At 62.6% G+C, this 22,364-nt stretch carries 20 protein-coding genes; 5 read left to right on the top strand and 15 right to left on the bottom strand.

Annotated elements, in window-relative coordinates; translation table 11 throughout:
* Window positions 1–691: 691 nt before the first annotated feature.
* The 4 genes from RWO33_RS02560 to RWO33_RS02545 form a co-directional block, all read right to left on the bottom strand.
* Window positions 692–1,375, bottom strand: coding sequence for a hypothetical protein (locus RWO33_RS02560; RefSeq protein ID WP_314101722.1), 684 nt, complete (start codon window positions 1,373–1,375; stop codon window positions 692–694).
* 366 nt (window positions 1,376–1,741) lie between these two features.
* Window positions 1,742–2,323 (bottom strand): hypothetical protein, encoded by a 582-nt coding sequence (locus RWO33_RS02555; protein WP_314101720.1) that lies wholly within the window; start codon window positions 2,321–2,323, stop codon window positions 1,742–1,744.
* Between the two features lie 776 nt (window positions 2,324–3,099).
* A complete protein-coding gene (locus RWO33_RS02550) occupies window positions 3,100–3,708 on the bottom strand; it encodes a hypothetical protein (protein ID WP_314101718.1) in 609 nt (202 codons plus the stop codon).
* 435 nt (window positions 3,709–4,143) lie between these two features.
* Entirely contained in the window at window positions 4,144–4,875 is a 732-nt protein-coding gene (locus RWO33_RS02545; protein WP_314101716.1) for an SDR family oxidoreductase, read from the bottom strand.
* 154 nt (window positions 4,876–5,029) lie between these two features.
* Here RWO33_RS02545 and RWO33_RS02540 point away from each other — a divergent pair, with 154 nt between their 5' ends.
* Window positions 5,030–5,347, top strand: a complete 318-nt coding sequence (locus RWO33_RS02540) for a helix-turn-helix domain-containing protein (protein WP_249834295.1) — start codon at window positions 5,030–5,032, stop codon at window positions 5,345–5,347.
* A 69-nt stretch (window positions 5,348–5,416) separates the two neighbouring features.
* Here the strand turns inward: RWO33_RS02540 and RWO33_RS02535 are convergent, their stop codons facing one another.
* Entirely contained in the window at window positions 5,417–6,325 is a 909-nt protein-coding gene (locus tag RWO33_RS02535) for an alpha/beta hydrolase (protein ID WP_314101712.1), read from the bottom strand.
* Between the two features lie 85 nt (window positions 6,326–6,410).
* Between RWO33_RS02535 and RWO33_RS02530 the strand changes: the two genes are divergently transcribed.
* Entirely contained in the window at window positions 6,411–6,782 is a 372-nt protein-coding gene (locus tag RWO33_RS02530; RefSeq protein ID WP_314101711.1) for a MerR family transcriptional regulator, read from the top strand.
* A gap of 275 nt (window positions 6,783–7,057) precedes the next feature.
* On the opposite strand, the gene RWO33_RS02525 is transcribed toward RWO33_RS02530, so the two are convergent.
* From RWO33_RS02525 to RWO33_RS02510, 4 genes are all read right to left on the bottom strand, one after another.
* Complete coding sequence (locus RWO33_RS02525) at window positions 7,058–7,534, bottom strand: hypothetical protein (RefSeq protein WP_314101709.1); 477 nt, start codon at window positions 7,532–7,534, stop codon at window positions 7,058–7,060.
* A gap of 360 nt (window positions 7,535–7,894) precedes the next feature.
* Complete coding sequence (locus RWO33_RS02520; protein WP_314101708.1) at window positions 7,895–9,256, bottom strand: serine hydrolase domain-containing protein; 1,362 nt, start codon at window positions 9,254–9,256, stop codon at window positions 7,895–7,897.
* A 202-nt stretch (window positions 9,257–9,458) separates the two neighbouring features.
* Window positions 9,459–10,235 carry a hypothetical protein gene (locus RWO33_RS02515; protein ID WP_314101706.1) on the bottom strand — a complete coding sequence of 259 codons (777 nt, stop codon included), beginning with the start codon at window positions 10,233–10,235 and terminating at the stop codon, window positions 9,459–9,461.
* A 65-nt stretch (window positions 10,236–10,300) separates the two neighbouring features.
* Window positions 10,301–10,621 carry a hypothetical protein gene (locus tag RWO33_RS02510; RefSeq protein WP_314101704.1) on the bottom strand — a complete coding sequence of 107 codons (321 nt, stop codon included), beginning with the start codon at window positions 10,619–10,621 and terminating at the stop codon, window positions 10,301–10,303.
* Window positions 10,622–11,097: 476 nt separating this feature from the next.
* On the opposite strand from RWO33_RS02510, the gene RWO33_RS02505 reads away from it, so the two are divergent.
* The 3 genes from RWO33_RS02505 (at window position 11,098) to RWO33_RS02495 (ending at window position 13,890) form a co-directional block, all read left to right on the top strand.
* Window positions 11,098–11,922: an AraC family transcriptional regulator gene (locus RWO33_RS02505; RefSeq protein ID WP_314101702.1), complete on the top strand. Its 825-nt coding sequence runs from the start codon at window positions 11,098–11,100 to the stop codon at window positions 11,920–11,922.
* A 68-nt stretch (window positions 11,923–11,990) separates the two neighbouring features.
* On the top strand, window positions 11,991–13,022 hold the full coding sequence (locus RWO33_RS02500; RefSeq protein ID WP_314101732.1) for an alpha/beta fold hydrolase: 1,032 nt from the start codon (window positions 11,991–11,993) through the stop codon (window positions 13,020–13,022).
* Window positions 13,023–13,215: 193 nt separating this feature from the next.
* On the top strand, window positions 13,216–13,890 hold the full coding sequence (locus tag RWO33_RS02495; RefSeq protein WP_314101700.1) for a methyltransferase: 675 nt from the start codon (window positions 13,216–13,218) through the stop codon (window positions 13,888–13,890).
* Window positions 13,891–13,979: 89 nt separating this feature from the next.
* On the opposite strand, the gene RWO33_RS02490 is transcribed toward RWO33_RS02495, so the two are convergent.
* The 6 genes from RWO33_RS02490 to RWO33_RS02465 all read right to left on the bottom strand — a co-directional run bounded on the left by RWO33_RS02490 (window position 13,980) and on the right by RWO33_RS02465 (window position 22,043).
* Window positions 13,980–14,777: a MipA/OmpV family protein gene (locus tag RWO33_RS02490; protein WP_314101698.1), complete on the bottom strand. Its 798-nt coding sequence runs from the start codon at window positions 14,775–14,777 to the stop codon at window positions 13,980–13,982.
* A 98-nt stretch (window positions 14,778–14,875) separates the two neighbouring features.
* A complete protein-coding gene (locus RWO33_RS02485; RefSeq protein ID WP_314101696.1) occupies window positions 14,876–16,153 on the bottom strand; it encodes a HAMP domain-containing sensor histidine kinase in 1,278 nt (425 codons plus the stop codon).
* A 37-nt stretch (window positions 16,154–16,190) separates the two neighbouring features.
* On the bottom strand, window positions 16,191–16,886 hold the full coding sequence (locus RWO33_RS02480) for a response regulator transcription factor (protein WP_314101694.1): 696 nt from the start codon (window positions 16,884–16,886) through the stop codon (window positions 16,191–16,193).
* Window positions 16,883–17,872, bottom strand: coding sequence for an aspartyl/asparaginyl beta-hydroxylase domain-containing protein (locus tag RWO33_RS02475; RefSeq protein ID WP_314101693.1), 990 nt, complete (start codon window positions 17,870–17,872; stop codon window positions 16,883–16,885). The genes RWO33_RS02480 and RWO33_RS02475 overlap by 4 nt, the downstream gene beginning before the upstream one ends.
* Window positions 17,869–20,967 carry an efflux RND transporter permease subunit gene (locus RWO33_RS02470; RefSeq protein WP_314101692.1) on the bottom strand — a complete coding sequence of 1,033 codons (3,099 nt, stop codon included), beginning with the start codon at window positions 20,965–20,967 and terminating at the stop codon, window positions 17,869–17,871. Before RWO33_RS02470 ends, RWO33_RS02475 begins: the two co-directional genes overlap by 4 nt.
* Window positions 20,964–22,043 carry an efflux RND transporter periplasmic adaptor subunit gene (locus RWO33_RS02465; protein ID WP_314101690.1) on the bottom strand — a complete coding sequence of 360 codons (1,080 nt, stop codon included), beginning with the start codon at window positions 22,041–22,043 and terminating at the stop codon, window positions 20,964–20,966. The genes RWO33_RS02470 and RWO33_RS02465 overlap by 4 nt, the downstream gene beginning before the upstream one ends.
* Window positions 22,044–22,364 lie beyond the last annotated feature (321 nt).

The raw sequence follows: 22,364 nt of genomic DNA, 5'->3' as shown, positions 1-22,364 counted from the left end.
CCTCATGGCCTTGATCGGCCTTCTCGTAAGTGTCCGTGAAAACGGGGGTGAACCCGACCTTGATGATTGCCAAGCTTGACGACGCTGCACTGGTCGATGAAATTTCTAAGAAGGGTAATCAAACAGCGAGCTTGAGCGACGCGGTACGTGACAGGTTCCCGAAGGATGACGCTCTTAACGCCCTGCTGAGACAGGTACTTCTAATGACGCCAGAGAGCATTCATTTGAATTCGTTTATGTACGAGCCTATCGTCGACATGTCTGATGAACGACTAAGGCGGCTCTACAAGTGTGTACGGGCAGCATGATTACGAACTAGAGCCGGCTTGATCCGGCTCTAGTTTTTGAGGTGGACCGGCCGGCGTTACATTGATGCTCAGAAATCGCTTTGCGTGCAGTGCCGTTCAAGCTCGACAGGTGCAGAGCTCACTCTACAGAGGGTTACGGGCATTTGAGAAGCGCAAGCGCCGGCTGTACGCTGCGCCGGGTGGCATCGCGCGCAGGATCGCCTCGACCTGGCGGTCCAACGCTTCTTGGGCCGTGCCGTGAGGTCCTTAGGAGAACGCGGTGGAGAAAAGGTACCCATGGCTGCCAAGAGCAACACCTGGAACCTGACTCAGATCAGTACTTGCAGGTGGCGGAGCTGCGATCGCCACGCTGAGCAACTGGCATCCTGAACGCGCTCCTGGAACTAGTGGTTGTCCGCGAGGTTTGCCTTCACTTCTAATAGAGCGAAGTCCAATCTCTGATACACCACACGGACAGCAGTTGCGTAGCCGACTGCGACCACAAACACCCCGATGAACAAGGTTGCGGCAGCAATGGTTGGAAATAGACTCGTCTCCAAAACATCCTTGGAAATGGTCGGGGAAAGCACTCGCGTCGTGGCAAGCCAGAACAATGCGCCCCAGATGATGCCAATGAATACGTTGAGTCGCGCAATCCGCTCGGCCGTTTGCGTTTTCACGAGTTGTACTCCATAAGACAAGCGCTCCAGCTCCCCTTGATTTTTCACAAGCCCCTCGATCGCGCCTGCAAGCTCTCCAATAGACCTTGCGGTTACACCAGAAAGGACCGTCCGAGTGGGAAGGCCGAAGTAGATGCTGATAAAGCCCAGCGTCAGCGCGGCGAGGATCATTACAGGATTAAAAGCCCTTTCAACAAGGAAGAGGCCAGTCACGATGATCAACGTAAGGACGAAGATCCAGAGCAATCGCCTCCATATGATGCCGAGGCCACTCATGATTAGCCAGGGGCCTATTAAGAGCTCCTCTGAAAGTGCGCGTAGCGCGTCTTCCTTCGTCCGAAGTGGTCGCCCGTTGACGACCGCGTACTCTGCGAGCCTTACCGCTGACCGGATCTTCTCGAACTCCATTTCTCCTCCTTTAAATCGCCCAGCTTCCCTGGACAGTTTTAGTTCTGCATTGGGTCGCATTACTGCCTGCTGCCATTAGCTTACATTGAACGCCTGAGTTGGGCCGCGCTTCAAGTCGGATCGGATTGGATGAACCGTTAGCAGTGAGTCTGGCAGGCATGGGAAGCTGATCTCCAGATGTGGTCTCCAGATGCGGCCAGGAGCAGTCGTTCGCAGCAGACAGTCACGTCGAGTCATTCCGCGAAATCACTTCTTTGATTTATCGATGAATCCAGTCACCAAGGCCCTATCCATCAAAAAATTGGGCGCTCAGGCGTCGCTGTTGTCGAGCATTGCTAGTAACTCCGGTCGTTCTGGACTCGCGACCTACTGCGAGTCTTGCTCCAAGATTCGGTCATAACGGTCCGGCAAAAGCGCGTACTCCCCCCAGCCAAGGCGTTCTGCACAGTACCCGATCCCGCTTGCGGTGATTGGCGACCAGAACAGTACGTAGCGGCCGACGGCGCGCTCGTCAATCCCCTTGCTCTCTTGTTCTGCATTATTTTGCTTGATGTAAAAGTCTGGTATCCCCCTTCCAGCGACAAGTTTTGTCATTCGAATGTGGCCGGGTTGCGGGTTGTTGCTATTAACGAAGCTGGCTTGAATTTTTCCAAAGTACAGTCGTGGCACGTCTACCTCGCCCTCAATTTCCGTAACGGGGAGGAGTAGATCATGTAACGGCTGAGGGGTAGCCCGTCCCGGCAGTTGATAGTATCGATGTATGTTCTCATCGAAACGCCGACACAGCATCTCAACTGAAGAGATTCGCGTGGGTAGTCTGAAGGAACGCCCTTTGTGTCTCGCGATCGGCACATCCGATAGCGGGCCATCTGCATCTTCAACGGGCGTTTGATCATAGACTCCGCCATCTCCTGGTCGCTCGGGGCGATGGGCCATGAATTGATTCACCAGGACAAGATCCTTGCGATCCAGTGCCTTGGCTGCCTCCTCCTCACTATCAAAGCGTAGTCCTTCTGGCTTTGTAGATCTTAGACTGCACGGTACGTTCTTGTAGGACGGCCAGTGAACAAGGCAGGCATTTCTGTTGTTAGTGAACCGTTGACTTAGTTTGGGCGATTTACTGAGGTGGGTGCAACACTCCGGGCAGAAGAGGTGTCCGTCCATCTCCGCCGTTACGTCAACTGCAACGACGGGTTTCCCCGTTGTTCTGAGAAAGCTCCTATCTCCGTCTTGAGGTGACCATTCCTCAAGGTAGTAAGCAAATTTGACTCTCGTACGTGAAGTCATGGCGTGTCCTTTCCTCTTCAGATATGCAGGTGGAAGCGCAGCCGCGAAGCAACGCTAACGAGTCGTCAAATCTACCGCATAGGCACGGCTGTGACTGTCAGGCCGTCCCCGACTAGATGCCTTGGCGTAAACACTGATATGTTTTAATGATGGATTGTTTTTAATCGGTGCGGGCGTGTGTGTAGGCGGAAGTTCTGCCGGACAGCCATGTGGTCAGTTGTGACTGGCGGATGTCTGTATTACTGAGATATGTAGCGCGGATTTTGGTATTCCTGAGGGGGGCTTTGTTCAACGCGGAACTTTTCATGTGACCTTCCTCGCTGAGCGCCGGTGCAGTCGCGAGTAATCGAGATGCTAAGAGCTTCCTGGAGCTCTAGGTTGTTAGCCAGCGACTTTAATCGTGGTCGCGCCGTGTATCAGCTGCGCATGGCCAGGCTCTACTCTGCGCCGGGTGGCATCGCGCGCAGGATCGCCTCGACTTGGCGGTCCAACGCTTCGCGTTCGGCATCGGTTCCCAACCGTCTGCGTGTGGCTTGCTCGAAAGTGCCCTCATAACACCAGCCCTGCAGCAGACACAGCCTGCTGGCAGGCGGGCTCTCTGGTCCGCATTCAAGGCCCATCCGGCATGCCGCGACCTGCCAGGCGCGCCCGGCGAGCTCGCCGTCGGCCAAAGCCGTGTAGGGCTCGGCGACTTGCATGCCGAGGAACTCACCCATGGCATCGCCCAAGGCGAACATCGCCGCAGGATCGTTGGACGCCAGCACTTCTTCCAGCAGGGCAGCCGCTTGCACCTCACTCAGTGGTGGCTGTGGATTGAATACGGTCTCCGCGACCCGTGCAGGCAAGTCGCCACCTTGTGCCGCCTGCGCATACAGTAGGCGCATGTCTTCCCATTCGATCGGTGCTCCGTCCTCCACGGCAGCGCACTCCTGCAGCGCGTGCCGCAGCAGGTACCCCAACACGGTCGCCTTTTCTTCGGTCTCCGCGCTCCGGATGCTGCGCTGGATCCGCTCCTTGTACTTTTCGACGTTTCGATTGATGTACATGCACCTGTCGTAGGCCTGTGCCAGCAGACGTTGAGAGGCTGGGTCGCCCGCGTCAGCGCGCTGCTTCAGAGCCAGGAACCAGGCGCGCTGGGGGCTGGCAGTGGTGAAGCCAGGCGTTTGAGGGATGCCGGCGGTAATTGGCGGTGCGGGCTCGTGGGCCGATGTCTCCGCTTGGGCGGTATGAGCGGGGAATGAGGTGGGCTTCCATGTCAGCACGCAGCCAAGGCCAGGGATGTTGCCGCCAGTGCCAGGAAAATACGCTTTGCTGTCATGAACCCAGGTTCGTCCGTCGATCGTTCCTCATCTTAGCGTTTCACACGGAGCGCCATTACGGCAGCCGGGGCGTCGCTGCCGGCGCCCCGCTTGTTGCCCTCTCACCCGGCCGGCCCCAGGCTCAATGCCCAGCCCGCGCATCCACAGCTAACCGCGTGGTGCCTACACTTGGCCCATGCCTCCATCCACGCACAACTCCACGCCCGTTATGAAGCTCGACTCGTCGCTGAGAAGGAACAACGTCGCAGAGGCGACTTCATCGGGCCTGGCCATTCGACCGAGAAGAATGGGGGCGACGATTGATCTACGCATCTCATCAGGGACTCGCTCCATCATCTCGGTATCTGTAGGCCCTGGGGCCACCACGTTGATGCGGATGCCGCGGGGGGCCAGCTCTGCCGCCCATGTGCGTGCATACGAGCGAATGGCAGCCTTCGTTGCGGCGTAGGTTCCGTAGTTTGCGATGCCGAGTGAGCTTGCTACCGACCCCATCAGCACCACGGCTGCACCTTCTTGAAGCAAGTCAAGGGCCTTCTGAAGGCCAAAGATCTGGGCGCGCACGTTCACCGAGAAGTGTCGATCAAAGTGTTCTTCGGTCACTTCGGCAAGTGATGCCGGCTCACTCAGGCCTGCATTCAGTACGAGGGCGTCGAGGCGAGTGAACTGGCTGCCAACCTCTCTCATTACCCGATCGATGTCTTCACGGACGCTTGCATCGGCGACGATGCCACGGCCACCTGGACCTATCGCTGCGACGCCCTCCTCCACCTGTTTGCGGTCACGCCCGGTGATGAACACCGTTGCGCCCTCCGCGGCGATCCGAGCAGCCACGGCCAAGCCAATGCCCCTTGCACCGCCAACGACCAGGGCAACTTTTCCTTCCATCTTCTTCATTCGTGATCACCTGTAAAAACCAAGAGTGCTGCTAAGATATACGCTGGATATCAAGTATCAAGAACGCACCATGACTAGCCTAGATATACCCGGCGATACCTGTTCGGCTGAGAGCTCTGAGAAAGTCCTCTCTGACATGGCGCAGGTTCGACCGATGCTGGAGAAGATCGCGGACAAATGGACGATCATGATTCTTACCGTGATCTGCCCAAAACCGTCCCGCTTCAACGAGATCAAGCGCCGATTGGACGGAATCACCCACAAGTCTCTCGCAGACGCGCTTAAGCGCCTCGAGCGACATGGCCTGGTAACGCGGACCGTACTGCCAACCGCACCAATTGGCGTCGAGTACGCGATCACCCCTCTTGGTCACTCCCTGAAGCAGCCCTTTGAAGCGCTGTGTAGCTGGGCCTTGAAGAACGGCGGTGAGCTTGAAGCCGCGTGCACACGATACGACCAGGGCAAGCATTGAGCCTGCGTGAGCCTGCTGCTCCCAGTGCCGTGTTGGGCCTCAACTGATTCGGGTCGTTAGCGAACTCGCTTAGTGCCCGCTCGCTGCATCAACAAATGCAGAGAGATCTCGGTTGAAGCGTGTGGACTCCTCGAAGAAAGGCGAGTGGCCTGACTTTGCATACAGTTCAACTGCGGTCCTGGGATAAAGTTCCTTCGCCCGCGCTGCCGAGGCGCTTGGCTGAACAAGCGCATCCTGCTCGCCGTAGATGAGCAGTAGTGGCTTACGAATCGAACCGAGTCCTTTGTCAGCATCGATCGACATGCCGTGGACGGCGCTCTGCATCTCGCTTGATGCCATGGCCGCAGCGGCGACCGTGCGCTGGAACGTTGCGTCGTCAGGCGCCGTACTGAAACATAGCGCGACAAATTCCTTCTCGCCTTCAAGATGCAGTCGCAGGTCCGATGACGCCATGCCGCTGTAAACGGTGGGTTGAGCGACGAGTTGTTCCGGCTTGAGTTCGATGACCCCGCCTACATACACCGCGCCCGCAATCTGTCCGTCCCCAAACGCAGCTAGATAGTTGGTGATGACAGCAGCCCCGAGGGACCACCCTACCAGCACAGGCTCACGTGCTCCGGAGTCCTTGATGACAGCCGCGAGGTCATCTGCCCAGTGACGGCCCTCACGGTAAGCGTCCAGCTCCACTGGCTTGTCGGACAGGCCGTGTCCGCGCATATCAAAGGTGATCAACCGATAGCGCTGCAACTCAGGACTATTAACCTGTTCTTCCCAGCTGAGGTGACTACCCAGCAACCCGTGCACAAAGATGATGGGCTGCCCCTGAGGATTCCCCGCCTCTTGAACAGCGATTTTGACCCCATCCAGTGACTCAACTGTGTAAGCCCGGCTTGTGCCGTGCGCAAGCAGTGGTGCCAGCAACAGGACGATGCAATAGAGCCAGGTGTATCGAATGGGTGATGCTTGGGGAAGGGCCATGGATGACGAACCTCATTGAGCGGAACTCAGAGGCTAAACGCTGACACTAGTGTTAGAGTCAAGTAGACGTTTTCAGGATTTCGCGATGTCCAAGCAACCCAGCAATGACCTGATGAAGATTGGTGAGCTAGCCGAGGCTAGCGGCGTCAGCGTGCGTTCGATCCGCCACTACGATCAGCATGGGATGTTGGCATCTTCCCGATCGGGAAATGGCTACCGCGCGTTTCAACCGGTGTCGGTCAACCAGGTGAAGCAAATACAGCGCCTTATTGCGGCAGGCTTCAGTTTAGAAGAGATCCGTAGCTTCCCGGAATGCATGCTGTTGATCGAAGGTGCCCTGGCGTGCCCAGAAACCAGCGAGACACAGCGCAAGAGGCTGGCGATTCTAGACAAGCAGATTGAGATGCTGGACAGGCAGAGGTCTCGCTTGCGAGCCATGCTCGTAGCTTCTACGTAAGTGCCTGCAAAGCTGACGATTCTGTTGGCCTAGAAGGCCTACGTCTTCAGTGAAGGGGCTACCGCCGGTGCCGGCGTTCGTCGTAAAGCGGTTCCCTGGCGTATCCGCCCTGCCCGCCTGCCACAACCATGGAATGTAGGTGGCTCTTGAGCATCAGCCGCTTTGCCTGCGCCGCTGCCATCGAGCCGAGCCGTTGAGCTTTCAGATCGGCACAGGTGCCCCATCTGCCCATTACTGGCCGCAGGAATCACGGCCAGGACGTCGGGTTGCGCGAACTAGAACTCCGCTTCCTTGCTGGCAGGCTGCAGCACTTGCTGCCCCTGATCATTGCCGATGCTTAGGAACCCGATTCCGCCGGACAGCCCTTGTGCTCGCATGGGTTGCGATTGCACGACCGAAGAATAATCCGCAAAGAAATCAGGCTTGCGCCATTGCGCGGAAATCGATTCGCGGCTGCCGCCCAGGTCGTTGTTCCAGGTCACCGCTTTTTCTGCACTGGGCGAGCCGAACTTGCGCTTGAGCAACTCCATCACGCGCGGCTGCGCCTCGAACCCGGTGGTGTTGAAGCGCAGGGCGATCACTCGCCCGTTGCGCAGTAGAACCAGGCCGCCCGCACCTTCCAGAGAAAAAGCGTCACCTGCGCCCGCGCCGATCGCCATGCCGATGGGCGCCACCCACGCCGGGAACTCATCCGTGGCGAAGACCAGGTAACCGTACTCGCCTGCCGCGAACTCGGTATTGCCCACGGCCATGTTTGTAGTGCCGGGCGCGACGCACAACCCTGTTGCCGGTGGGGTGGCCTTCGGCGGTTCCGGCGGCGGGGTCATCAGCTTGTTGAACGCCCTGGCCCCTATCCCTTTGTTGCTTCTGGGGGCAGCTGGAGCGGGCATGGATAGCTGGCAAAGGGGCAGCGCCAATGGTGCCCCTAATTTGATTCCGAATATGTCAGGTTCCGCCGCAGAGACCGGGACGGTAGACGCCATGGACAGTAGAACGACGAGCGAACTGGCTGCTGCAGTGAAACGCATAGGGCAAATCCATCCTGGATCATCAGTGGGGGGAAGTATAGCCACTCTTTACGAGCGGCTTGTCAGTGAATCCGCTTGTACCGCTCAGAGCCCCGGAGCTGGCGACGGAGACAAGTGCCAATGCAGATTGATCAGCAACCGGTCGCACACTGGCGGATCCCGGTTGCTCAGGCAGGCCATGGTCATGTTATTGGTCGGATAGATCGACAAGGCCGCGCTGTTCCCGGCCGCTCCCCCGCCGTGGCCCCAGTGCGGGAACGCTTCTGGTCCCGATGAGATGAATCCATAGCCGTACCAGTCGGTCTGCTGCTTGATGGCCTCGCTCAACAGGGGCAATGGAATCAGCTTGCCGGCCTTAAGCGCCGCAACAAAACGCACTTCATCGTCGACCGTAGTGACCCCGCCGCCCGCAGGCGTTCCCCGCCAAGGCAGCTGATCCGCACTCGGGATAAGCTTGCCATCGGGCTGCCGGGTGTAGCCGCGAGCGATGCCGTTCATGTGGTTGATGTCGGGGTATCGGGTGGCGGCCATGCCTGCCGGGCCGAAGACATGCTCTTCCAGATATGCGTAGTAGCTTTGCCCGGTGATCTTCTCCACCACTGCGCCCAGCAATACGTAGCCATAGTTCGAGTACTCAAATGCCGAACCCGGCGAAAACGACGGTGACCTGTTGCCGTTGAGCTTGATCAGGTCATCGATGGTCCGTACCCAGGCACGGTTACCGCCCTCCTCTGGCTGGAGTACGCCTATGTCGCCCGTTCCGCCCTGGTGCGACAGCAGCTGGCGGATGGTGACTTCCGCCATCTCTTTGTTGGGGTAGCCGGTCAGGTACCTTCCAAGAGGATCGTCCAAACCAAGCTTACCGGCGTGGATCAACTGCAGCACCGCGACCGCGGAGAACATCTTGCCCTGGGATGCGAACAGGAACGGGGTGTCCAGCCGAACCGGAATGCCATTCTCGCGATCGGCAAGCCCGAAGGCCTTTGCGTACAGCCGCTTCCCGTTCTGCTCGATGACCAGCACCCCGGAAAACCGGTCCGTCTCCGCCAGATGTGTTGCGAAAGCGTCCAACGCCTTCAGCGCCTCATCCTGGGGCATGCGCTGCGGATCCTGCCTGACGTCTTCGAGCTTCATCCCATTGGCCTGATCGAGACTGACCGTGACTCGTCTATAGGCCGGAAAATTTCGTTCCCGCGTCAATGCCACCAGAATCTTTGGCTCGTTACGCTCAATATCGATGACGTCGAGCCCGCCGGTCTCTTCGCGGCTGTCGAGCAGGTAGTCCAGATTGTGTTCCGGGTCATCAAACCGACGTTCATTGAACGCGCGCATCTTGCCGCGGTCGTTGCTGTTGAACGCTGCCAGCCACTCGTCGAACGCGACTTCGGCGGGCGGCTTGGCCAGTGCGGCGGAGGTTGCTAACAGGAGCGCTGCTGCGACAATCAAGCGAGGGAACGAAACCTGCCTTGGCATATTCCTAGTGCGCCTTCCAGTGCGTATTTTGATAGGAGTAATACTGTACCAGCAGGTTAAGAGCATCGAGCCGCCTTGCTTCAAGGGCAACGCCACCTTTCCGAGCATCTGCTTTGGACACTATGCGCTTATCGAACCTACCCGCCACAGACCTTACTCGTCGTCAGATCGAGACTCAGTCGGGCTGCAGCGCCGCCTCCAGCAGACTGACGTACGTATCCAGTCTGGTTCGGACAGCTACCATCAGCCAGCCAACCACATACATCAAGACCATCGCAAATATCAGCATCCCGGCCACCAGATTCACATCGAATGCGCCCGACCAATCACCCCACTCCCAGTTGCGGAACTGAAGGTACAAGGCAGCCAGTACCGGGAAAGGCCCGAGCTTCTGCAACCCTCCGTACATCAGCCCCATCCGCTCCGTCATGCCTTGGCGAAGCGCAGTCACGAAGCGCAGGCGCTCCTCTCTTTGTTTGCGTGGAAACTCACGAAGCGACTCGATCAAAGTGCGCCAGTGATTGAACTCCCCATCCATGTGCTCAGCGTGAGACAGTCGAGGTTTCGCGTACAGACGCCACTCACGCTTGGCAGTGAGCAGTCCACCGATCAAAAATCCCACAACTTCGATCAGTAGGCATATCGACGCGACTACAGCGGCCTGTATCGGCGGAACGACTGAAGGAGACACGGCTGCAACGAGCAACCCGACACAGGCGGCCGCCAAGCCTGAACGGAACGACCACTTCTCAACCCGGGAGGGCTTCGGGTAGATGCTTAGATCAGCCCGAAACTGGACCTGCTCATACAGCCAGGAATACGTCAGCTCGCTTGTTTGGGTAGTCACTCCCTCTTCAGCGGTACCCCGTACCTGCATATCCATTGCAGTCACCCCGATTCGTTTTGGAGAACCGCTCGCCTCATGTTCACGGCTGAGCTTTCGGCCGATCATACCGTGCCAAGGCTCTATGGCGAGATCCAGGGGCGACGGTTCCGCCGCCCCGCGGGTCCTGACCCCTACCCTATCGGGCCCAACTTCCAACTGCCCCCGGTCTTCTCAAACCGGACCATCGCCTTGGACAGCGCCTCCGGCGACGGGTCTGCCGCCAGGACAAACAACTCACGCCCGATGCCCAGGTACATCCGCGTCCCAGGCTCAATGCCCAGCCCGCGCATCCACAGCCCCCTCGCCTTCAGGCAAGGAATGGTTGGGCAGCCGGGATAGGTTTCGAGTCCGTCGTGATGAAGGGCATTGATCATCACGCTTTTCGGCGCGCGCCAGAAACCCCTGAGAAGGGTGCGCTGTTCGGGGGTCATGGTGGACCAGTCGTCTTGCATGATGGTTCTCCTCTGTGTTCTCCCTCGCCGGGATGGCGAGGGAGTCGGGAGGTTCAGAACCGCGGTAACTGTTACGGTGCGACGTATTTCCGCGAGGGTGTTGTATTTCGCCACCCTCCCGACACAGGTCAACCAAGATGCAATCAGTCACCGGGTTCTGACACCCAAGGCACACCATGCGGCAGACGTGAGAGTACTGGAACTCGCCTTCGCCTCGCTCCTGTTCACCGCGCCAATGGGTCCGCACAAAGGCATATGGCGCGCAAATCGTTCTGTAACAATCCGAGTGCTGGCACGCATTTACTAGGGCACTGCGTCGCACTTCCAGCGCCTCCTCGCGCTTGAAAAATGTTCGCCAAACGACCCGCAACCCTGTCGCTCCCAACCCACACCGCGCACCCACAGCAAGATCCCGCAAACGCCCTCCCCCGCCCTGCGCTACGCTGCCACCCAGTCACTGGCACGGAGCAGGCGTCATGGGAGCGGCACGCAAGGCCTTGTGGTACATCGAGAACCACTTTGCCGAGAATCCGTCGCTGGCCCAGATCGCCGAGGCGGTTGAGCTCTCGCCGTTCCACCTCTCACGCCTGTTCCAGGTCAGCACCGGCACCTCGATGGCGCGCTATCTTCGCGCGCGTCGCCTGACCGAGGCAGCTCGCACCTTGGCCGCAGGCAACGTACCCATTCTGGATGTCGCCCTGGCTGCCGGCTATGCCTCGCATGCCGCCTTCACCCACGCCTTTACCGAGCAGTTCAAGCAGGCGCCGGAGCAGGTGCGCCGGGAAGGGCTGCACGGACTGGCGCTGGTTGAGGCCATCAAGCTCGACGCCCCACCCCTGCCCTGCCAGGTGGAGCCGGTACGCCGGCGGCTGGGCCCGCTGCGTGTGGCCGGCATCCGCGCCCGTCATACCGCCGCCACCGTGGCGTCCATTCCCTCGCAATGGCAGCAGCTGGCGTTGACCCGGGAGCTGGGCAAGGACATCGCCTTCGGGGTCTGTTGCAACCGCGATGGCGAGGGTGCCTTCGACTACATCGCCGGCATGGAGATCGGCGCGACCGCCGCCGTGCCGTCGGCCTGGCATGCCGTTTCCATCCCGGCCGGGGACTATCTGGTGGCGTGGCATGCGGGTCACATCTCTACGATCCGCTCCACCTGGTTCTGGCTGTTGAACGACCACCTGCCCCGCTCAGGCCTGACCTTGGCAGACGCACCTGATTTCGAACGCTACGACGCCCGCTTCGACGACCGCACCGGACATGGTGGCGTTGAGATCTGGCTGCCGCTGTCCAACCCGAGTTGACCCAAGGAGATTCTTCCGTGCGAGTACTGCCACACGCCTTCGTCCTTTTGTCTTGTCTGTTCGCGCCAGTGGCATGGTCGGCTCAGCCCTCCCCTGCTGTTGGGGAAACCCATGGCGTGGCGCACACAGCCAGCGCAGCGGTGCGCGACGCCGGCCACAGCGACCGCGTCCGCTATACGGTGTGGTACCCGGCGCAGCCAGGTGCGAAGGAGCAGCCACTCACGATAGGGCCGCCGGGCGCGCCGCTCTTCGAGGAGGGAGCTTCTGCCGTGGATGCCCCAGTTGCGCCGGGTCGCTGGCCACTGCTGCTGGTGTCGCATGGCAATGGCGGCAGTGCCCGCATGATGGGCTGGTTGGGGACTGCCTTGGCGCGCGCGGGGTATGTGGTGGTGGCGGTGGACCATCCCGGTAACAACGGCGTGGACCCTATGACGGACGCGGCCAGCATTCTGATGTGGAACCGGGCGGACGACCTCGCCGCCGCGTTGGCGGCTGTGCAGGCTGATCCGGTGCTGGCTCCGCATGTGGATGCGGAGCGGCTGGGGCTGGTGGGCTATTCGGCTGGTGGGTTCACGGCCCTGGTGGCTGCTGGTGCGCGTCCGGACATGGGTAGGTTGGTCGCCTTCTGCAAGGCTTCGCCGAAGGATGGGGTCTGCGTGCCGCAGGCCGAGAATCCCGAAATGACCTTTGAGCGGCGGATGGCGGCGGTCGCTGCGCCGGAACTGGCACCTTGGGTCGCCAAGTCAGCGGAGGATCGCCGCCTTCCGAACGTTCGCGCGGTATTCCTGATGGCACCGGCGATTGTCCAGGCGTTCGAGCCGGGTGAGCTGGGGCGGTTGGAGATGCCCGTTTCGATGGTTGTGGGTGAGGCCGATGCGATTGCCTTGCCTGGCACCAACAGCAAGGTCATTGTGGAAGCGAATGGGAAGGCGCGCCTGCAGGTGTTGCCTTTGGTGGGCCACTACGACTTCCTGGCGGAGTGCACGGCGTTGGGGCGTGAGCGGGTGGGCAAGCTGTGCGAGGTGGGCGCTGAGGCGGGGGCTACGCATCGGGTGGCGATCGGGCAGGCCAAGGAGCTGTTTGATGCTGCGCTTCGTTAGGCGCGGAAATGCCAGAGGCAGCGTTACTTGACACTTCTCGGTTGAGCTCGGGCTTCGTTCGGGGTCATGCGTTAACGGGTGTTGATGGGTTCCGGGCGGTCGTCTGGCGACCGACCCTACCCGGCCGCGCTGCGTGTTCGTTATATGTAACAATTGCGAGTACATATTAAGCGACCACTCGGGCTGAGTATCCATGTCGACGTTCAAGGACCCCTCCGCAGTCAGCAGCTATCAGCAGACCACCCAGGCCAAGGTGCCTGGCATGACTGCACTCCACTGCATGGCCCACATCCTGCTGGCGGAATCCGTTCCGCCCGCGGGCGAGGTGCTGGTGCTGGGTGCCGGCGGCGGGTTGGAGCTCGATGCCTTTGCCAAGGCGCAGCCAGGCTGGCGATTTGTCGGTGTAGACCCCTCACTTCCGATGCTCGAGCTTGCACGGGAATCCTTGGGTGCGAACGACTCGCGCGCATTGCTGGTGGAGGGCCTCATCGAGGATGCGCCGATGCGGGAGTTCGATGGAGCCGCTTGCCTCCTGACGCTTCACTTCCTGGACCCCGATACGCGGCTGCAGACCCTGCGAGGGTTGTTGCAGCGCCTTCGGCCTGGCGGTGTGCTCGTGGTAGCCCATCACAGCTATGCGCCTGAAGCCCGCATCCGCTGGTTGCGCCGCTCAGCCGCGTTCGCCTCGAAACACGGTGTTCTGGACGAGCGCGGCGAAGCGTCGGTTGCGGTCATGGCGGACAAGCTCCCGGCCATCTCCGAAGAGGACGAGGTTGCGCTGCTGGAGGCGGCCGGGTTCACGGAGGTGGAGCTGTTCTACGCTGCGCTCAGTTTCCGGGGCTGGGTGGCCCGTAGGCCCCAAGGCTAGCTCCGAGCTTTCGTTGCCTTGGGCCGGCGGGCCTGCCCGCTGGCGATGCCGCGGCATGCGTCAGCCAGCGCGCAGTGCGGCCCTCTTGCTCAGAAGCCGCGCGAGAAACCCACGAACACGGAGGCGCTGCCTTTCGTGTCACGCTCGATGAGCGGGCTGTCGGTGATCTTGTCCGGCAGCAGCTTGTATTGGGCGAAACCCAGCAGCATCCACTTCTCACCCAGGGGCCGGAAGTAGCCAACGCCCACGTGTGGGATGGTCACCGCGCCGGGTTTGTAATCCACCACGCCGCGCGCCACTTCTTCCTTCAGGGTGCCGTAGTAATAGTTGGCCATGTCTTTGGACTGCCACGTGACCCCGACGTTGGGAGTGATACGGCCCATTCCCACGTCGAACCCATAGCCGTATTGCAGCGAGAATTCCTGGCCGCCACTGGTGTCGGTGGCGTCGGCGAGCAGTTCAACTTCCAGTTCGCTGTTGCCGTTGCTCCATTTGAACTTCGCCCCCAGGTCCAGGCCCATGTCGCGGTCTTCAAGCAGGCGGTAATCCACGCCGTTGCCTGCCAGTTCAGAGCGCCCGAGGTCCTTTACATCGAACCCGTCCATGCGCCCTTTGGCCACCGCGGCCAGCTCGAAGGAATCGCCTCTTGCAACCACCCAGCCGGCGCTCAGCCCTTCCAGGTAGAAACGCTCGCCGTGGTAGGTGACCAGTGGAATGGGCAACACCTTGGTGCCTTCGCCGGCGTAGGGGCTCTCGCTCACCATGGCCGCAATCCCCAGCCCCCATCGCGGTGGACCCTGCTCACCCGGATCACCGCCAGGCCCCTCCTGCGCCAAGGCAGTGGACGACAAACCGCAAGCCAGCAAGGGCCAAATAAACTTGAACATAAGACGACAGACCTCATCGGGAAGGAGACCCGCGCGGTGCGGGTCGGTTCCAGGTGAGGATGAAGTGGCGATGTCGGCGGAATGTCGTGGGTCGGCTGTTACGGGACTTCCACTACGCTGGCTGAGACATCCAGCGTTGCGCGGGTGCCGTGGGCGCCAGAGTCGATGTCGAGCGTCCAGCGGAAGCGGTCGCAGATGCGGCCGATCAGGAACAGTCCCAGCCCCTGCCCGCGCGCGGGCACGGACTGACGCAGGCTGTCGCGGTAGCGCCGCGCCGCCTCTACCGGGTTGAAGCCACTGCCTGAATCGGTGACGGTCACCCTGCCCTGCGCCAGGGTGATCTCCACCAGGCCAACCTGGGTGTTCTCGATTGCGTTGCGGACCAGGTTGCTCACCGCAATGCGGACCATCGCCTCCGGTGCGGCGATGAACGTGGGCTCCAGCGCGCCGCAGTGCAGCCTCGCGTCCTTGCCGCGCAGCAGGTGTTCGTGGTCGCGTGCCACGTGGGGCAGGAAGTCATGCAGGGCGGTTACATCCGTGACCTCGTCATCCGGTGGCGCCTCGCGTGCCAGATACAGCAGCGCCACCATTGTTTCGGAAAGGTCTTCCACGGCGTGTTCGATCCGCGCCAGCGCCGGCTGCGAGGCATCCGGCAGGGGCAACTGGCGCAGCACGTCTGCGGCGCCGGCAATCACGGCGATGGGCGTGCGGAATTCGTGACTGGCCTGGTCCAGCAGGCTGCGCTCGCGCTGGATGAACTGCGCTACCCGGTCCAGGTGCGCGTTGCTGGCCTGCGCGATGACCTGGATTTCTTCGCGCTGGTAGTCGGTCGGCAGGCGCGCGCCGGTGTCGCTGGGGTCGATGGCCTGCATGCGCGCGGCCAGGTCACGTACCGGTCGAACCAGGTTGGCGTGCAGCCAGGCGATGAAGCCGCCAATGACCGCCGCGAAGCACACTATCCAGAGCAGGCTCAGGCGGGCGTAGCGGTTCTGCTGCTGTTCCAGGGGCTCGATGTCCACCAGCGTCACCAGCCTGCCGCGGGGAAGATCCGCTACTACTGCGTGATAGGTCGTGCCCGCTTCAAGGTTCACCGCATCATCAAGCAGCGAGGCCTCGGAGCTGTAGTTTCCCGCCGGCAGGTTGGCCAGCGGGCGCGGCAGGTCTGGCGGCGCTACGCCGCCCGGCAGGTACCAGGAGCGGACCAGCCCTTCGCGTGGCAGTTCCCCGGCGCGGCCTTGGCGCACCCGTTCGGCGTGGTCGTTGGAGATCGCACGCGTAAGATCGGCCCAATAGCGACCTTCCATCAGCAGCTGGCCGCTGAAGCTCTGCACTGCGATGGCCAACAGCACCAGCAGACCGATCAGGATCAAGGCCACGCTGGTCCACCAGTGCACGCCGCGCCGGCGCAGCGCCCTATCCACTTGCGCTCAGCCGGTAGCCGGAACCGGCCACGGTATGCAGCAGCGGCGTTTCCGCGTCCTGTTCAAGGGCCCGGCGCAACACGTACATATGCGAGCGCAGCAGGTCGGTTTCTGGGGAGGCTTCACCCCAGGCCACGCGTTCCAGTTTGGCCCGGGTCACCACCTGCGGGCTCTCGCGCATGAGCAGTTCCAACAGGCGGCGACCGGTACGGGTGAGGGTGATCGCCCTGCCCGCCCGCTGCGCCTTCAAGGTACCCAGGTCAAAGGCCAGGTCGCCCACCCGAAGAACGTTGTCGGCGGCGCCGGCGTTGCGGCGGCGAGCCACCAGCGAGCGCAGCCGGACTTCGATTTCGGGCAGCGCAACGGGCTTCACCAGGTAGTCGTCGAGCCCGGCTTCAAAGCCATCGATCTTGTCGGCCACCTGGTCGCGCGCGGTCAGCATGATGACCGGCACCTGCTTCCTGGCTTCGCCGCGCAGCCGCCGCAGCACCGTCAGGCCATCCAGCCGCGGCAGATTCCAGTCCAGTACGATCGCGTCGTAGTCCTTGGACGAGGCCAGGTGCAGGCCGGACAGTCCGTCCGGCGCGGCGTCCAGGGTATGCCCGCAGGCCTCGAGGAAGTCGTACAGGTTGGCGGCCAGCTGCGCGTTGTCTTCGATGATCAGGATCGAAAGCGCCCCCCTGCTCATGGCATCCCCACCTGGTTGAAAAGCCGCGAGAGAAACTCTAGCACGCCAGCAACGGCCGCAAAAACCAGCAACAACAGGCTGGTGTTGAGCAGCACCTTCAGCCCTGTATACACCGGGCGATGCCTGCGTTTCAGCCGCAACCCATGTTCGCGCAGCGGAGCGAGGCGAGCGAACAGCCAGCTGATGGGGCCCTGCCTGTCCTCTGCCGTATTGGGTACGCTCATGGCCCAGGCCAACCCGGCGTACATGCGATTGAACGTGCGCCCCAGCAGGTTCATCGGGCGCTCCACGTCGCACATCAGGATCACCCGGACGGCGTCGCTGTCGTTGCGGGCGTAGTGCGGGTAGGTTTCGTCGAACACGAAATCTTCTCCGTTGCGCCATGTCACGGCCTGGCCATCGACGCAGATATAGCAGTCGGCCGTTCCTGGTGTGTCCAGCCCGAGGTGATAGCGCAGCGAGCAGGCCAGTGGGTCCGAATGCAGGCTCAGCTCGCTGCCGGGCGGCAGCACCGAGAACATGGCGGCGCGCACCCCGGGGATGCCGTCCAGCAACCGGACTGTGGTTGGGCACAGGCGCTGCGCCGAACGGTGCGGGCCGGCGTACCACATCAGGTAGAACTTGCGCCAACCGCGCTTGTAGAAGGTTCGGAAGCCGACATCATGGTGGCCGGCCGACCCCGGCGCGGATGCGGCCTCGAAGGCGCCCGAGGCGTGCAGCTGCATGGCCTCGTCACGGATTCGTCGCCAGTTGCGGCGCAGGCGGTGGATGCCCTCGATGTAGTGCGGCTCCAGCACCGGCTGTCGCGCCGCGCGTGCGGTGGTCATGTACAGCAGGCAGTTCAGCGGCGCGAATACGGGCCAGCTCTTGCGCAGGTACTGGGAGAAGCTGGCGTAGCGTTGGCAACCACGGAACCGGTAGACGTACACGATGCTGGCGGCCACATAGGCCAGCAGCGCAGCCATTGAGAGCGTGACCAGGTTCATGCGTTTGCCTCCCGGGATACAGGCGCGCTGTCGCGCGGGCGGGCAAACCAGCGCCGTTGCAGGGCCTGCACCAGATCGTCCATCACGCTGTAGGCCACGGGTATCACCAGCAGGCACAGCACGGTGGAGGTCATCAGGCCGCCGATCACCACGATGGCCATCGGTGCACGGAAGCTGGGGTCTGCGCCCAACCCCAACGCCACCGGCAACATCCCGGCTCCCATCGCGATGGTGGTCATCACGATGGGTCGCGCGCGTTTGCGGCAGGCATCCACCACGGCGCGGTGACGATTCATGCCCAGCTCGCGCCGGGCGATGACGATGTAGTCCACCAGCAGGATCGCGTTCTTGGTGGTGATGCCCATCAGCATGATCAGCCCGATCATCGAAGGCATCGACAGGCTCTGGCCGGCCACGAGCAGCGCCAGGAATGCGCCGGGTATGGACAGGCATAGCGCCAACAGCACCGCCAACGGCTGCGCGAAATCCTTAAGCAGCAGCACCAGCACCATGTATACGCACAGCACGCCGGCGCCCATCGCCAGCCCGAACCCCAGTACCAGCTCGCCCATCGCCTCGGCGTCGCCGGCGGGGGCGACGCTGATGCCCTTCGGCAGCGTTGCCAGGCTGGGCAGGCGCATCGCAGCGCTTTCCACCTGCCCAAGCGGCAGGCCATTGAGTGCCACCTTCAGGCTGATGTTGCGTTGCCGGTCATGCCGGGTCAGCTCCGCGGGGCCGGTCGACAGGGACAGGTCGGCCACGCTCTCCAGCGGCACCGGGCCGCGTGCTCCGGGCACCGGCAGGCGACGCAATGTGTCGAGGTCGCTGCGACCGCTGTCGGCCAGGCGTACCACGACGGGCACCTGGCGCTCGCTCAGGTTCAATTTCGCCAGGCGTTGGACGTAGTCGCCCAATGTGGCAATGCGCAGGGTGTCGGCGATGGCGCTGGAGGTAACTCCGAGGTCGGCAGCGCGGGCGAAGTCGGGGCGGACTACCAGTTCCGGCCGCACCAGGGCGGCGGATGACACCACCGCGCCTATGCCCGGAATGCTGCGCAGCTCTTGTTCCACCCGGCGCGCATGGCTGGCCAGCCGGTCGCCATCGTCCCCGCCCAGCACCAGCTCCAGACCTTCGCTGTCGCTGCCCACGCTGACCCGCGCGCCCGCCACCTGGTGAAGCTGCGTGCGCAGCTGCCCTTCGATGGTAGACCGGGTGAAGCCGCTGCGCTCGCCTCGCGCCACCAGGTTGGCGGTCAGCACGGCGGTGCCGACGCTGGCCGTCGGTTTGCCCTCATCAGGGTCGCCCGACCCGCCGCCAGCCGCACCCACTGCCGTATGGACAGACGCAACGAAGGGGCTGCGCGCAATAATGGCGCGGGCGGACTCGGCCAGTTCAAGCGTCTCGGCAAGCGTGCCGCCAGGCGCTAGGGTCAGGCTCACCTGCACCTGGTTGCCGTCATCGGGCGGCATGAATTCGCCGGGTAGCTGCGCGGCTGTCAGTACGCCCAGGGCGACCAGCGCTGACGCAACGGACAGCGTCAGCAGCGGGCGCCGGATGCAGGCACGCACCGCCTGCAGATAGCGCAGCACCCACCGCGGCGCTTTGTGCCGTCGGGTGGGTGCCTTCAACAGGTAGGCCGCCATGGTCGGGGTCAGCATGCGCGCGACCAGCAGGGAGAACAGCACGGCGATGGCTGCGGTCCAGCCGAACTGCACGAAGTACTGTCCTACCACCCCGCCCATGAGCGAGGTGGGCAGGAACACCGCAACCAGCGTAAGGGTGGTGGCAATCACCGCCAGGCCGATCTCGCTCGCCGCCTCGTCGGCGGCGCGGAACGGCGCCTTCCCCATCAGCAGGTGGCGTTCGATGTTCTCGATCTCGACGATGGCATCGTCGACCAGCACGCCAACGATCAGCGACAGCGAAAGCAGTGATACCGTGTTGAGCGAGAAGCCCATCAGGTGCATCACCGCAAAGGTGGGAATGGCCGAGAGTGGCAACGCAACAGCGGCGATGAGGGTCGCGCGCCAGTCCCGCAGGAAGCAGAACACCACGATCACCGCCAGCACCGCCCCTTCCAGCAGCAGCATCATGGAGCCGTGGTAGTTCTCCGCAACCGGGGCTACGTAGTCCACCGCCCGTTCGAACTGGATCTGTGGGAATTCGTGGCGCAGCCCTTCGACCACGGCCTCGGCGGCGTTGGCGACTTCCAGCTCGCTGGCGCCGCGCGCACGCAGCACATCGAACGACACCACCGGCCAGCCGTCCATTCGCGCTGCGGTCCGCGGTTCGGCGGTGGTGTCGGACACCTCCGCTACGTCAGCCAGCCGGATGCGGCGGCCATCCGCAAGCACGACGTCCATGTCGGCGATGCGCTCGGCTGACTCCACTGTTGCCAGGGTGCGTACCGACTGCTCCGCGTTCCCAAGCGCCACGCGCCCGCCCGAGGCTTCCAACTGCAGTTGGCGCAATTGCTCTGAGATCTCCGCAGCGGTAGCGTTCAACGCCAGCAGCCGGTCCGGGTCCAGCGCCACCCGCACTTCCCTATCCTCCCCGCCCACCCGCGACACTGCACCCACGCCGCTCTCGCCCAGCAGGCGCCGGCTTACCTGGTTGTCCACGAACCAGGACAGCGCTTCCATGTCCAGCGTATTGGAGCTCAGTGCATAGGTCACCACCGGCTGACTGGCCAGTTCCACCTTCTGCACCACCGGGTCCTCCAGGTCGGCAGGCAGGTCCGCGCGCACGCTTGCCACTGCGTCGCGCACATCGTCCATTGCTTCCTGGACAGGCTTGCCGATATGGAACTCGGCGCTGATGGTCGCCACGCTGTCGCTCAGCGTTGTCGTGATGTGCTTGATGCCCTGGCGGTTTGCCAGCGCATCCTCGATCCTGCGCGCGACATCATTTTCCAGTTGTGCGGGTGATGCGCCGGGCAGTGTCGCGGTGACGGTGATGATGGGAAAGTCGATATCCGGGAAGTTCTGCACCTTCATCGCCGCGAAGCCGAACGCGCCGGCCAGTGCCAGCGTGACGAACAACAGTGTCACCGCCACCGGGTTGCGGATGGACCAGCCCGACACGTTGAGGTTCATGGGCGACCTGCCTTGGCGGCTGCCGCCACGCTGATCACCTGCACCTGGTCGCCGTCGTCGAGGAAGCCGAGGCCAGACGCCACCACGGCATCGTCAGCGCCCAGGCCAGACACGACTTCCACCCGGTCATCGCTGCGCCGGCCCACCTCTACTCGGCGGGTACGCACCTTGCCGTCCTGGCCGACCTGCATTACATGGTGGAAGCCGTCGCGAAGCAGCACCGCGCTCTGTGGCAGGGTCGGCATGCTTACGCTGCCTACGGCAACGTGGCCCTGTACGAAAGCACCTGCACGCAGCGGCACCCCGGCGGCTAGGTCGACATAAACCAGCCCGCTGCGCGTGGAGGCATCAATCACGGGACCCAGCATGCGTACGCGCCCCTCCACGGGACCCGCTCCCGGCATGTTGATGACGGCCGTCTGGCCAGGTTCCAGGGCGCGCAGGTCAGTGGATGCCACCACCGCGCGCCACTCCAGCCTTCCATCGCGGATCAGCCGGAACAGCTCCTGGCCTGCCGGCACCACCGCGCCGACGGTGGCCGTGCGCGCACTGATCACCCCGTCGCTGGGCGCCCGCACCTGCGTCTGCACCAGCCGCAGCCGCGCCTTGTTGGCCGCTGCCTGGGCCGAATCCAGGCGCGCCCGGGTGGTCAGTGCCACGGCCTGGTACTGATTGAACTGTTGCCGCGCGATCGCGCCCGACGCGTCCAGAACCTGGGCGCGCTGCAGGTTGGCGGCGGCTTCTTTCGCTTCGGCGTCCGCCAGTGCTACTGCGGCAGTGGCCTCGGCCAACTCGGCCTGCATGAGCTCGGGGGTGAAGCGCGCCAGTACTTGGCCGCGCTGTACCTGGTCGCCCACGTTGACCTGCACGGCGGTCAGGCGCAGGCCGTCGGCTTCGGCGCCAATGCTGGCTTCCTCCCAGGCGGCAACGCTGCCCGTGGCCGGCACGCGCAGCGGCAGCCGGGTGACCAGCGGCCGCACGAGTCGCACGGACATCACCGGCGTGGGCGACGAGGCGGCCGGTGCGTCATCCTCGTCAGTGCCTACCCATGCGGCGCCGATGAGTACAGCGGCCAAGCAGAAGCCCCCCGCTAGGGCAATCCGGTTTCGTTTCATTGCTGGAGCGATCCTCGATGCGTCAGCGGCGAGGATGGCGGGGGGGTGTCGTGGAAATGTCGCGGGGCGGCGCGGCGGAGACCGGGCGGTCGTGCGCACTTCTCCGTTTGGGGTCATGCGTTACCGGGTGTTGAATATTTCAGGGCGGTCGTCTTGCGACCGACCCTACCGATGCCGCATGCCGGTTCGTAACCGATGGAGAAGGCCGGTAGGCACACCATGGCGCATGCCGGTTCGTACCCAATGGAGCGTGCCGGATCGCAACCGACGGAGCAGGCCGGT

Origin of the sequence: uncultured Stenotrophomonas sp. (assembly GCF_963519925.1) — a bacterium.
Classification (GTDB): Bacteria; Pseudomonadota; Gammaproteobacteria; order Xanthomonadales; family Xanthomonadaceae; genus Stenotrophomonas; species Stenotrophomonas maltophilia_AE.
This window is presented reverse-complemented; position numbering and strand designations above follow the sequence as displayed.

Excerpts from the sequence above, each read along its gene's own strand:
- RWO33_RS02475 (WP_314101693.1), bottom strand. The coding sequence starts at position 17,872 with ATGAACCTGGTCACGCTCTCAATGGCTGCGCTGCTGGCCTATGTGGCC.
- RWO33_RS02535 (WP_314101712.1), bottom strand. The coding sequence starts at position 6,325 with ATGGCCCTTCCCCAAGCATCACCCATTCGATACACCTGGCTCTATTGC.
- RWO33_RS02495 (WP_314101700.1), top strand. The coding sequence starts at position 13,216 with ATGTCGACGTTCAAGGACCCCTCCGCAGTCAGCAGCTATCAGCAGACC.
- RWO33_RS02560 (WP_314101722.1), bottom strand. The coding sequence starts at position 1,375 with ATGGAGTTCGAGAAGATCCGGTCAGCGGTAAGGCTCGCAGAGTACGCG.
- RWO33_RS02515 (WP_314101706.1), bottom strand. The coding sequence starts at position 10,235 with ATGATCGGCCGAAAGCTCAGCCGTGAACATGAGGCGAGCGGTTCTCCA.
- RWO33_RS02480 (WP_314101694.1), bottom strand. The coding sequence starts at position 16,886 with ATGAGCAGGGGGGCGCTTTCGATCCTGATCATCGAAGACAACGCGCAG.
- RWO33_RS02510 (WP_314101704.1), bottom strand. The coding sequence starts at position 10,621 with ATGCAAGACGACTGGTCCACCATGACCCCCGAACAGCGCACCCTTCTC.
- RWO33_RS02545 (WP_314101716.1), bottom strand. The coding sequence starts at position 4,875 with ATGAAGAAGATGGAAGGAAAAGTTGCCCTGGTCGTTGGCGGTGCAAGG.
- RWO33_RS02525 (WP_314101709.1), bottom strand. The coding sequence starts at position 7,534 with ATGGCCGTGGGCAATACCGAGTTCGCGGCAGGCGAGTACGGTTACCTG.
- RWO33_RS02505 (WP_314101702.1), top strand. The coding sequence starts at position 11,098 with ATGGGAGCGGCACGCAAGGCCTTGTGGTACATCGAGAACCACTTTGCC.
- RWO33_RS02540 (WP_249834295.1), top strand. The coding sequence starts at position 5,030 with ATGCTGGAGAAGATCGCGGACAAATGGACGATCATGATTCTTACCGTG.
- RWO33_RS02490 (WP_314101698.1), bottom strand. The coding sequence starts at position 14,777 with ATGTTCAAGTTTATTTGGCCCTTGCTGGCTTGCGGTTTGTCGTCCACT.
- RWO33_RS02550 (WP_314101718.1), bottom strand. The coding sequence starts at position 3,708 with ATGTACATCAATCGAAACGTCGAAAAGTACAAGGAGCGGATCCAGCGC.
- RWO33_RS02530 (WP_314101711.1), top strand. The coding sequence starts at position 6,411 with ATGTCCAAGCAACCCAGCAATGACCTGATGAAGATTGGTGAGCTAGCC.
- RWO33_RS02470 (WP_314101692.1), bottom strand. The coding sequence starts at position 20,967 with ATGAACCTCAACGTGTCGGGCTGGTCCATCCGCAACCCGGTGGCGGTG.